The following is an 11,078-nucleotide window of genomic DNA, read 5'->3' as shown; positions in this document are numbered from 1 at the left end:
GGCGGGGGCGATCCGTGGAGGGGGAGTCGCGCCTCCAGGCCTGGGGAGGAACGTGCCGAGGACGGAGACGACAGAACCGACGTCGTACGACGGCGACAGTGTCGTTCCGCGTCGCCGCGCAAGCCCCGCGCCGTCCCGATCACGCCCCCGGTTATGACCAGATCCCGAGCGAGGAGTACAGTCGGGGCCGCTCCGGAACACGCAACGCCGCTCGGACGGCGAACCAGCCGACCGCCGGGGCACCGTGCTGCACAACTGCACGGCGGCAGAACCCAGGAGCATCGTGTCCACCACGACCACCGGGCACGGCGAAGACCGTGCGTTCAAGGGGAAGGTCACCCTGTTCGCCATCGCGGCGGCGGTCGGTGGCTTCCTGTTCGGCTTCGACTCGTCCGTCATCAACGGCGCCGTCGACGCGATCAAGGGCGAGTTCAACCTCTCCGACGCGGCCAGCGGTTTCGCGGTCGCATCGGCCCTGATCGGCTGCGCGTTCGGCGCCTACTTCGCCGGCCGCCTCGCCGACCGTTACGGCCGCACCCGGATCATGTTCTGGGCCGCCGTGCTGTTCTTCGTCTCGTCGATCGGTTCGGCGTTCGCGTTCGCGACGTGGGACCTCGTGATCTGGCGTCTCGTCGGCGGTCTCGGCATCGGTACCGCTTCGGTCATCGCGCCGGCGTACATCTCCGAGGTCTCCCCGAAGGCGATCCGCGGGCGGCTGGCCTCGTTCCAGCAGCTGGCGATCACGCTCGGTATCTTCGCCGCGCTCCTGTCCGACCAGCTCTTCGCCGTCACCGCGGGCAGCGCCTCGGCCGAGGTCTGGGGCCTTGCGGCCTGGCGCTGGATGTTCCTGGTCGGGGTGATCCCCTCGGTCGTCTACGGCGTCCTGGCGATCACGCTGCCGGAGTCCCCGCGCTACCTGCTCACCAAGGGCCGTGCTGACGATGCGCGCGTGGTGATGGGCAAGATCGTCCCGCGCGACACCGTGAACACGAGCCTGGAGGAGATCCAGGACGGCATCAAGAAGGAAGCCAACGAGAAGAAGGGCTCCATCCGGGGCAACCGCTTCGGGCTCCAGCCGATCGTCTGGGTGGGCATCATCCTGGCCGTGCTGCAGCAGTTCGTCGGCATCAACGTGATCTTCTACTACTCGACGACGCTCTGGCAGGCCGTCGGCTTCAAGGAGGAGGACTCGTTCCTCATCTCCACGATCACCTCGGTGGTCAACGTCGCCGTCACCTTCGTGGCGATCTTCCTGGTCGACAAGGTCGGCCGCAAGCCGCTGCTCGTCGCCGGTTCCGCGGGCATGTTCGTCTCGCTCACCATGGTCGCCATCGCGTTCTCGCAGGCGACGATCGTCGACGGCAGCCCGAGCCTCCCCGGCTCGTGGGGCGTCATCGCGCTGATCTTCGCGAACCTCTTCGTGGTGTCCTTCGGCGCGACATGGGGTCCGCTGATGTGGGTGCTGCTCGGCGAGATGTTCCCGAACCGCATCCGCGCCACGGCGCTCGGCATCGGCTCGGCCGCCAACTGGATCGCGAACTTCATCGTGACGATCTCGTTCCCGGTGCTCTCGGGCTTCAACCTGACGGTCACCTACGGCATCTACGCGCTGTTCGCGCTGCTGTCGCTGTTCTTCGTCATCGCCAAGATCCCGGAGACCAAGGGCCGCTCGCTCGAGGAGATGGGCATCTCCGCCGACGGCGACACGGTGGACGCCAAGGCCTGATCAGGACGGCTGGATCCGCCGGGATCCGCCGGATCGACCGGACTGGAGGCCCGGATCACGTCAGCCGCGAGGCGCGCGTGATCCGGGCCTCCCTTCTGTTAGCATCTATCCAGCAGCGTGCTGATGCGCGCTGACTTCGCGTGTCCACCAGGCCCTCACGGGCTCGGTACCCGACCACCGGTCCCGCTCTCACGAGCGGGCGGTCGCGTGCCAGGACACCAGGGACCACGACCGACGGTCGTGATCGACACAACCGCAACAGGTCCGCAGCGACGTGCGAGAGCACGGCTGCGCGCCGAGAACACAGAAGGAGGACGGCACATGGCCGTCGTCACCATCCGCCAGCTGCTCGACAGCGGCGTCCACTTCGGACACCAGACCCGTCGGTGGAACCCGAAGGTGAAGCGCTTCATCCTCGCCGAGCGCTCGGGCATCCACATCATCGACCTGCAGCAGTCGCTGGCCTTCATCGACCGCGCTTACGACTTCGTCAAGGAGACGGTCGCGCACGGTGGCACGATCCTCTTCGTGGGCACCAAGAAGCAGGCGCAGGGCTCCATCGCCGAGCAGGCGACCCGCGTCGGCCAGCCGTACGTCAACCAGCGTTGGCTCGGCGGTCTGCTCACGAACTTCCAGACGGTCTCCAAGCGCCTCGCGCGCATGAAGGAGCTCGAGGAGATCGACTTCGACGACACGACGAAGGGCTTCACCAAGAAGGAGCTCCTCATCAAGAAGCGCGAGCTGGACAAGCTCCACAAGACCCTCGGTGGTATCCGCAACCTCACGCGGACCCCGAGCGCGCTCTGGATCGTCGACACCAAGAAGGAGCACCTCGCCGTCGACGAGGCGCAGAAGCTCGGTATCCCGATCATCGGCATCCTCGACACCAACTGCGACCCCGACGAGATCACGTACCCGATCCCGGGCAACGACGACGCGATCCGCTCCGTCGGTCTGCTGACCCGCATCGTCGCCGACGCCGCGGCCGAGGGCCTGAAGACCCGCCACAACGGTGGCGACGAGGACGAGGCCAGCGAGCCCCTCGCCGAGTGGGAGCAGGAGCTCCTCGGTGGCGAGACCGCCGCCACGACCGAGGCGCCCGCCGCCCCCGTCGAGGAGAACGACGCTGACGCGCAGGTCGCCGCGAAGGAGATCGGCGAGCCGATCGCCGACGAGGCGAAGAACGCGGAGCCGACGGCCGAGGCCGAGGCAGCCGCGGAGACCACCCCCGCCGAGTGAGTCGCCGGGGCGCCGGACCCCACCGGGTCCGGCGCCCCGACTGCACTCCACTCTCCACACACGTACAGTCCAGAAAGGACTCCAGTCAATGGCAAACTTCACCGCTGCTGACGTGAAGAAGCTCCGCGAGGACCTCGGCGCCGGCATGATGGACGCGAAGAACGCGCTCGTCGAGGCCGACGGCGACTACGACAAGGCCGTCGAGCTGCTCCGCATCAAGGGTGCCAAGGCCGTCGCCAAGCGCGACGACCGTGCCACCTCCGAGGGTGTCGTCGTCGCGACCTCCGAGAACGGCGCCGCCACGGTCGTCGAGCTCGCGAGCGAGACCGACTTCGTCGCGAAGAACGAGAAGTTCACGACCCTCGCCGACAAGGTGCTGGGCGCGGTCGCCGCTGCCGGTGCCGCCGACGTCGCTGCCGCCAACGCCGCACCGCTGGACGGCAAGACCGTCCTCGAGGTCGTCAACGAGTCGGCTGCCGCGCTGGGCGAGAAGCTCGAGGTCCGCACGGTCCGCCGTGTCGAGGGCTCGGCCTTCGAGATCTACCTGCACAAGACCAGCCAGGACCTGCCGCCGCAGATCGCGGTCGTCATCGCGTACGAGGGTGACAACGCCGCCGAGGCACGTTCGATCGCCCAGCACGTCGCGTTCGCGAACCCGACGTACCTGACCCGCGACGAGGTCCCGGCCGAGGCCATCGAGAAGGAGCGCGCGACCGTCGAGGCGATCACGCGCGAAGAGGGCAAGCCCGAGGCTGCGCTCCCGAAGATCGTCGAGGGCCGGGTGAACGCCTACATCAAGCAGGTGTCGCTCCTCGACCAGGACTACGCGAAGGACAACAAGATCTCCGTCGCGAAGGCCGCCGAGAACGCCGGCATCACGATCCAGGGCTTCGCCCGCGTCAAGGTCGGCGCGTAACGAACCCGTGACGGGGTCAGGAACCAACCAGGTTCCTGGCCCCGTTTTTCGCGCGCGCCGGCACGACACGCGCGCGACACATCCGCGAGTACATTTCCACGAGACCACGACGAAGGGTGCGGACCAGATGACCGACGAGAAGACCGGACGACGCCGCGTTCTGCTGAAGCTGTCGGGAGAGGCGTTCGGCGCCGGCTCCCTCGGGGTGAACCCCGACGTGATCGGCACCATCGCCAAGGAGATCGCCGTCGCCGCGCGCGAGGTCGAGATCGCGATCGTCGTCGGCGGGGGCAACTTCTTCCGCGGAGCCGAGCTCTCGCAGCGCGGCATGGACCGCGGGCGAGCCGACTACATGGGCATGCTCGGCACGGTGATGAACGCACTCGCGCTGCAGGACTTCCTCGAGCAGGCGGGCGCTGCGACCCGCGTGCAGTCCGCCATCGCGATGACCCAGGTTGCCGAGCCGTACATCCCGCGGCGCGCCGAGCGGCACCTCGAGAAGGGCCGGGTCGTCATCTTCGGCGCCGGGGCCGGACTGCCGTACTTCTCCACCGACACGGTGGCGGCGCAGCGTGCGCTCGAGATCAAGGCGGACGAGGTCCTCGTCGCCAAGAACGGCGTCGACGGCGTGTACACCGCTGACCCGAAGAAGGACGCCACCGCCGAGAAGCTGCACCACGTGACCTACCAGGACGCGCTGCTCAAGGGCCTCAAGGTCGTCGACGCCACCGCGTTCTCGCTCTGCATGGACAACGGCATGCCGATGCACGTCTTCGGCATGGAGGGCGACGGCAACGTCCAGGCCGCGATCCGTGGCGAGCGCATCGGCACCGTCGTCAGCAACTGACCCCCGGCGCTGACTAGACTCGACGCCAGTACCGAAGGAGTAACACCGTGATCAGTGATGTCCTGACCGAAGCCACCGAGAAGATGGCGAAGGCTGTCGAGGTCGCCAAGGACGACTTCTCGACCGTCCGCACCGGCCGCATCAACGCGGCACTCTTCCAGAAGATCCCGGTCGAGTACTACGGCACGCCGACGCCGCTCGCGCAGCTCGCGTCGCTGCAGACGCCCGAGGCCCGCACGCTCATCGTGACGCCGTACGACAAGACGGCGCTCAAGGAGATCGAGCGCGCGATCGCGACCTTCCCGAACCTCGGTGCCAGCCCGACGAACGACGGCGACATCGTGCGAGTGACGATCCCGGAGCTCACCAAGGACCGCCGCAAGGAGTTCGTCAAGCTCGTTCGGACGAAGGGCGAAGACCACAAGGTCGTCGTCCGGAACATCCGCCGCAAGGCCAAGGACGACCTCGACGCACTCAAGGGTGAGATCTCCGACGACGAGATCTCGCGCGGCGACAAGGACCTCGAGGCCCTGACGAAGAAGCACGTCGACCAGATCGACGAGTCGCTGAAGAAGAAGGAAGCCGAACTCCTCGAGGTCTGATGCGGCGCTCCGACCAGGGCGATGACCGCCCCACAGCAGAGCACGGGCCCGCGTCGAGCGGGCCCGTGAAGAAGGGGCTCCGTCAGGACTTCGATGCGCGCGCACGAGCGGCGCGCACCGACTTCGAGGCGCAGCTCCGCCAGCGCAAGGCCGACTTCGGCGCGCGCAACGAAGCGCTGACCGCGCGGACCGGGCGCAACCTGCCGGCGGCGATCGGCATCGCGCTCGCGTTCGCGGTCGTGATGCTCGGCACGCTGCTCCTGTGGCCGCCGTCCTTCATGGTCGTCGCGGCGTTCCTGCTGGGCGTCGGCGTCTACGAACTCACGAGCGCGATGCGGTTCGCCGGCCGCGACGTCCCGCGGATCCCGAGCGTCGCCGTCGCGATCGCGATCGTGCCGGCGGCGTTCCTGCTCGGCCAGGTCGCGGCGCTGTTCACCCTGCTCGGCGGCATCGTCCTGATCAGCGTCTGGCGACTGCTCGAGGTCGCCGTCGCGCGGCAGAAGCCCCCGGCCGGCAACGTCGCCCGAGACCTCACGAACGGGCTGTTCGTGCAGGCCTACATCTCCCTGCTCGGCGCGTGCGTCGTGCTGCTCTCCGCCCAGCCGGACGGCAACCTCTGGGTGATCGGGTTCATCCTCGTCGTCGTCGCGGTCGACACCGGCGCGTACGCCACCGGGCTGAACCTCGGCAAGCACCCGATGGCTCCCCGCATCAGCCCCAAGAAGACGTGGGAGGGCTTCGCCGGGTCCGTGGCAGCGAGCATCATCGTCGGCATCCTGGTGGCCGTGTTCATGCTCGGGCTGCCCTGGTGGACCGGTGTCCTGCTCGGTGTGCTCATCTCCGGTTCGGCCACGCTCGGCGACCTGACCGAGTCGATGATCAAGCGCGACCTCGGCATCAAGGACATCTCGTCGTTCCTGCCCGGACACGGCGGCCTGCTCGACCGCATCGACAGCATCCTGCCGTCCGCCGCCGTCGCCTACGTGCTGTACCTCGTCGTCAACCACTGACCACTGACCGCTGTCGGGCCGGGCTGAACGCCGCACTCAGCGCGTCCAGGTTGTGCCACGGTCGGGGACTGGCAGAATGACGCCGTGGCCACCACCTTCCCGACCGCAGCCCGTTCCGCCCTCGGTTACGACGTCGACGAAGTCGAGCGTTTCCTCGAGGACGCCCGGCGCGCGTACTCCGCCGACGACAGCGCCCCCGGCATCGAGGCCGCGAAGATCCGCGCCACGGCGTTCTCGATGCGCAAGGGCGGCTACTCCACGTCGCACGTCGACGCCGCACTCGAGCGACTCGAGGACGCCTTCGCGGCCCGCGAGCGTGAGCGGGAGATGAGCGAGGTCGGCAAGAAGGCCTGGTACGCCGAGGCACGGACGAAGGCCTCCGACGTCGTGGCGCGGCTCGAGCGGCCCGACGGGCAGCGGTTCAGCCGGGTCAGCGTGCTCGGCACCGGCTACCACCCGAAGGACGTCGACGCGTTCGCCGCCCGGCTCGCCGGGTACTTCCGCGAAGGCAAGCCGCTCAGCCTCACCGAGGTCCGCTCGATCGTCTTCCGCCCGAAGCACGGCGGGTACCGCGAGGCGCAGGTCGACGCGCTGCTCGACGCCGTCGTCGAAGTGATGCTCGCTGTCCGGTGACGACGCGCTGTCCCCAGGTGCTTCGCTTTCCGTGATCGTTCCGTTACCCTGGTCCTACTCATGGGCAGGCACACGGCAGACTCAAGCTCCGACCGCGATACCCGCGAGCACCTCAGCCTCCAGGCTTCCGGTGAGCGCCGCGCGGCAATGCAGCGAACCCGCACGACGGAGACGTCGGCGTTCGGGGTGACCCCGCAGGCAGCGCCCGCGACGACGGGTCCGGTCGCCACGCCGAAGTCGGTGGCGGCGAACCGCGTCTCCGACGAGCGTGTGGCGTCCTTCGCCCACGATGCGCTGGTCGACGCCGACCAGCGTCCCGCGAAGCAGCGCACCGCGACGGTGCAGCGCCGTGCGACGCCGAAGCTCGTCAAGCCCACCGCGTCCTCGGTGAACGCCGTCGCCCGCAAGCGCGCGGTCGCCCCGATGATGTCCTTCGTCGGCGTGTTCCTGTTCGTCGGCGGCTCGCTGTTCAACCCGCTGCAGGCCGACGTGGCACAGGCCGCCGTCGACACCCCGGTGCTCGTGAAGACGCCGCCGGCGCCGCAGCAGTACACCGCGCACGGCACCTACGCCGTGGCCGCTGCCGACCGTGACGGCTACGACGTCACCGTCCCGGCCCCGAAGGTCGTCAAGCCCGTCGTCGAAGAGGACGAAGCCGAAGCCGACGCCGAGACCACCGACGACAGCGCGGACGCCGCGGCCACCGAGAACCAGCCGGTCTCGGCCGCCAACACGCTCGCCGCCACCGCCGCGACGCCCGACCCGGGCAGCGCGCAGGCGATCGCCCTGCAGCAGGTCACGGCTCGTGGCTGGGGCACCGACCAGTACAACTGCCTGGTCTCGCTGTGGAACAAGGAGTCCGGCTGGCGGGTGAACGCCTACAACCCCAGCGGTGCGTACGGCATCCCGCAGGCCCTCCCCGGCAGCAAGATGGCCACGGCCGGCGCCGACTGGCAGACCAACCCGGCGACGCAGATCACCTGGGGTCTCAACTACATCGCCGGCGTCTACGGCACCCCCTGCGGTGCCTGGGGACACAGCCAGGCCAACAACTGGTACTGATCGGCTGCTCGGGTGCCGCGCAGCAACCGACCGCGGCGTCCCCGTGGTCGCGACGTCGAGCCTGACGAGGAGACCACCCTCGACCGGCTGATGAGCTCGTGGAAGCGCACCGAGGTCCGTCACGGTCGCGAGTACCAGGTGCAGCCGATCTCGGCCGCGTCGGCGCAGAAGGAGTACATCTGCCCCGGGTGCGGCGGAAGCGTCCTGCCCGGCACCGCCCACGTGGTGGTCTGGCGTGCGGACGGCGTGCTCGGCGATGCTGCCGACCTGGCGTCGCGCCGGCACTGGCACAACCACTGCTGGAGCATCGCATGACCGAGCACGACGTGCCGCACGACACCGAGATCCGGTCCGCCACCGTGCTGCCGGCCCGTCGCACCGATGTCGAGCTCGTCACGGACGACCACCTGACGCTCGTCGGTGAACTCGCCGAGCCGGCCGACACCCCGGCTCGCGGGACCATCGTCACGCTCCACCCCCTGCCGACCGCGCACGGGTTCATGGACTCGCACGTCCTCAAGAAGGCCGCGGCACGGTTGCCCGCCCTCGCCGACATCGCGGTGCTGCGGTTCAACTTCCGGTCCGTCACGTCCCCGCGCGGGACGTCCGAGGGCGTCTTCGGCGATGGTGTGTCCGAGGGCTTCGACCTGCGCGCCGCCGTCGCCGAGGTCGTCGACCGTGGCCTGCCGACCCCGTGGCTGGTGGGGTGGTCCTTCGGCACCGAGGTGATCCTCAAGCACGCGCTCGAACACGTCGAGGCCGGCACGGTCGCCGGTGTCGTCCTGCTGTCCCCACCGCTGCACCGCACCTCGGACGAGGAACTCGCCCGCTGGGCTGCCGTCGGGGTCCCGGTCGTGGCGCTCGTCCCCGAGCACGACGACTTCCTGCAGCCCGACGCCGCGGTGGCACGGTTCGCGCTCGCCCCGAACGTCCGGGTCGTGCCCGTCGACGGTGCGAAGCACCTGTGGGTGGGGGAGCGGTACGTGCGGATCGTCCTCGACGCGATCGCCGACCTCGTCGTGCCCGGCAGCGCCCCGCTGCCGACCCACTGGCCCGTCTGAGCGCGTCCGTACGACGCCCTGCGGCCCGCCACCTGCACCAGGTGGGACGGCCTGGAGGCGCGGGTCGCGCCTCCAGGCCGTGGACCGTCAGCGGTCGGTCGCGTCCACGTCGTCGTCAGCGTCCGCAGCGGACGCCGCGGCGGGTGCCGTGCCGAGCAGGCCCGTGGCGTTCGTGAGGACCCCGCGGAGGTTCTCCAGGTAGCCCGCGACGGCTTCGCGTTCGGTGCGGATCGCCGCCAGGCGGTCCTCGGCCTCGGCGATGACGCCGGCGGTGCGCTCCTCGGCGTCGGCGACCATCCGGTGCACCCGGTCCTGCGCGTCGGCGACGATGGTGCGGGCGTGCTCCTGGGCCTCGGCCGTGCTGGTGCGCTCGAGGTCGTCGGCCTCCTGCTGCAGGCGTTCGGCGCGTTCGCGGGCCTCGGTCGCGCGGCGCGTGGCCTCGGCGAGCTGCAGGTTGGCCTCGTCCAGGTACTTCTGCGTCTCGGTCACCGTCTCGTGGTGCTTCCGCAGGTAGTCCTGCTCGGCGTCGTCGCGGCGGGAGGCGAGTTCCGACTCGAGCGTCGTGCGGGCCTCGTCGCGCTCCCGAGCGATCTCGGCACGGACCTCGTCGCGCTCCTTGACCAGGGCGGCGCGTGCGGTGTCGATCTCCTGCCGCAGGGCGGTGCGCTCGGCCTCGAGCACCCCGAGCTCGGCGGTGCGGCGGTCGGCGATCTCGGTGTCGACCTCGGCGTGCTCGCGCTCGCGTCGGGCGGCGATGGCGTTCTCGTGCTCCCGGACGGCACGCTCGGCTGCCGCGTCGGCCTCGTCGCGCTCCTGCGCGATCCGGGCGTCGTGCTCCTCGAGCTCACGGGCGATCCGGTCGGCGGTCTCCTGCACCAGGCGCGCGTTCTCGACGCGGGTCTGCTCCTCGTCGACGCGGAGCTGCGCCTGGGCCGCCTCGATCTCCTGCTCCAGTGCGGTGCGGGCTGCGGCGAGTTCGCGGTCCCACTGGGCGCGGGCCGCGGCGAGTTCCTCGTCGAGCTCGCGGCGGCGGTCCGCGACCTCGGAGTCGAGCTCGGCGCGGCGGCGGGTGACCTCGGACTCGAGTTCGGCGCGACCGGTCTCGAGTGCCAGCGCGTGTGCCTGCTGCTCCTCGTCACGCTCACGGTGCCAGGCGGCACGGCCCTCGGTGACCTCGCGCTCCAGGGCCTCTCGCCGGGTCGTCTCCTCGCGGTCGAGGTCCTCGGTGCGGCGGGCGTGGTCGGCCTCGAAGACCGAACGGCGGTGCTCGGTCTCGCGGTCGAGCTCGGCGGCGGCGGTGCGGGCGTCGGCGGACTCGCGCTGGGCGATCTCGCGCAGCTCGGCGACCTCGTGCTCGACCTGGGCGCGCAGTGCGTTCGTCTCGCGGATGGCGACGGAACGGACCTCGGCGGCCTCGGTCACGGCGGCCCCGCGGATCGCGGCGGCTTCGTTGCGGGCGTCCTGCGTGAGCAGACCGGCCTCGGCGCGGGCACGTTCGACCGTGTCGGCTGCCTCGGCGCGGGCGCGGGTCAGTTCGTTGGTGGCGCGGGTGCGGGCGTCCTCGAGGGTGTCGCGCGCTTCCTCCTGGGCCTCGCGGACGGTGCGCTCGGCTTCGGAACGGCTCGAGGCCCGGAGGCGCTGGGCGTCGATGTCCGCCTGGCTGATGAGGCGGGTCGACTGCTCCTCGGCCACACGCAGGGTGGACTCGAGGCGGGTGCCCAGTCCGCTGTACGTGGGGGTGCCGGCTTCGTCGAGCTCGCCCTGCAGTTCGGAGACCCGGGCCTGCAGGAGACGGATCTCCTTCGCGGCGTCGGCGCGGTCGTTGTTCGACTTGATGAGCTCGCGGCGCAGGTCGTTCAGCGAACGCTCCACCTCGTCGCGGCGGTACCCCCGCAGCTCGGTCCCGAACTCGGCCTCGTCGTTCGCCACGTGTCGCTCCTGGGTGCTCGGCGGAGGGCCTGGATCGGCCCGCGGTCGATTGT

At 70.1% G+C, this 11,078-nt stretch carries 11 protein-coding genes; 10 read left to right on the top strand and 1 reads right to left on the bottom strand.

Features of this window, described 5'->3' with window-relative positions; genetic code table 11:
* The first annotated feature begins 283 nt into the window (after positions 1-283).
* From DEJ01_RS16345 to DEJ01_RS16300, 10 genes are all read left to right on the top strand, one after another.
* Entirely contained in the window at positions 284-1,726 is a 1,443-nt protein-coding gene (locus tag DEJ01_RS16345; protein ID WP_258367097.1) for a sugar porter family MFS transporter, read from the top strand.
* 321 nt (positions 1,727-2,047) lie between these two features.
* Positions 2,048-2,965: a 30S ribosomal protein S2 gene (rpsB, locus tag DEJ01_RS16340; RefSeq protein ID WP_027465874.1), complete on the top strand. Its 918-nt coding sequence runs from the start codon at positions 2,048-2,050 to the stop codon at positions 2,963-2,965.
* 88 nt (positions 2,966-3,053) lie between these two features.
* Complete coding sequence (tsf, locus tag DEJ01_RS16335) at positions 3,054-3,881, top strand: translation elongation factor Ts (protein ID WP_027465873.1); 828 nt, start codon at positions 3,054-3,056, stop codon at positions 3,879-3,881.
* A 127-nt stretch (positions 3,882-4,008) separates the two neighbouring features.
* The gene (gene pyrH / locus DEJ01_RS16330) at positions 4,009-4,728 is read left to right on the top strand and encodes a UMP kinase (protein WP_071406376.1); all 720 of its coding nucleotides are present in this window, start codon (positions 4,009-4,011) and stop codon (positions 4,726-4,728) included.
* A 47-nt stretch (positions 4,729-4,775) separates the two neighbouring features.
* Positions 4,776-5,330, top strand: a complete 555-nt coding sequence (gene frr / locus DEJ01_RS16325; RefSeq protein WP_027465871.1) for a ribosome recycling factor — start codon at positions 4,776-4,778, stop codon at positions 5,328-5,330.
* 65 nt (positions 5,331-5,395) lie between these two features.
* Positions 5,396-6,340 (top strand): phosphatidate cytidylyltransferase, encoded by a 945-nt coding sequence (locus DEJ01_RS16320; protein WP_111054744.1) that lies wholly within the window; start codon positions 5,396-5,398, stop codon positions 6,338-6,340.
* 84 nt (positions 6,341-6,424) lie between these two features.
* Positions 6,425-6,973 (top strand): DivIVA domain-containing protein, encoded by a 549-nt coding sequence (locus tag DEJ01_RS16315; protein WP_071406375.1) that lies wholly within the window; start codon positions 6,425-6,427, stop codon positions 6,971-6,973.
* A 147-nt stretch (positions 6,974-7,120) separates the two neighbouring features.
* Entirely contained in the window at positions 7,121-8,035 is a 915-nt protein-coding gene (locus DEJ01_RS18480; protein ID WP_258375741.1) for a lytic transglycosylase domain-containing protein, read from the top strand.
* Between the two features lie 12 nt (positions 8,036-8,047).
* Positions 8,048-8,350 (top strand): hypothetical protein, encoded by a 303-nt coding sequence (locus DEJ01_RS16305; protein WP_110863985.1) that lies wholly within the window; start codon positions 8,048-8,050, stop codon positions 8,348-8,350.
* A complete protein-coding gene (locus DEJ01_RS16300; protein ID WP_111093592.1) occupies positions 8,347-9,096 on the top strand; it encodes an alpha/beta hydrolase in 750 nt (249 codons plus the stop codon). The genes DEJ01_RS16305 and DEJ01_RS16300 overlap by 4 nt, the downstream gene beginning before the upstream one ends.
* An 87-nt stretch (positions 9,097-9,183) precedes the next feature.
* Here DEJ01_RS16300 and DEJ01_RS16295 read toward each other — a convergent pair whose 3' ends face one another.
* Positions 9,184-11,025, bottom strand: a complete 1,842-nt coding sequence (locus tag DEJ01_RS16295; protein WP_111093591.1) for a hypothetical protein — start codon at positions 11,023-11,025, stop codon at positions 9,184-9,186.
* Between the last annotated feature and the right edge of the window lie 53 nt (positions 11,026-11,078).

It is taken from the genome of Curtobacterium sp. MCLR17_040, assembly GCF_003234735.1.
Classification (GTDB): domain Bacteria; phylum Actinomycetota; class Actinomycetes; order Actinomycetales; family Microbacteriaceae; genus Curtobacterium; species Curtobacterium flaccumfaciens.
This window is presented reverse-complemented; position numbering and strand designations above follow the sequence as displayed.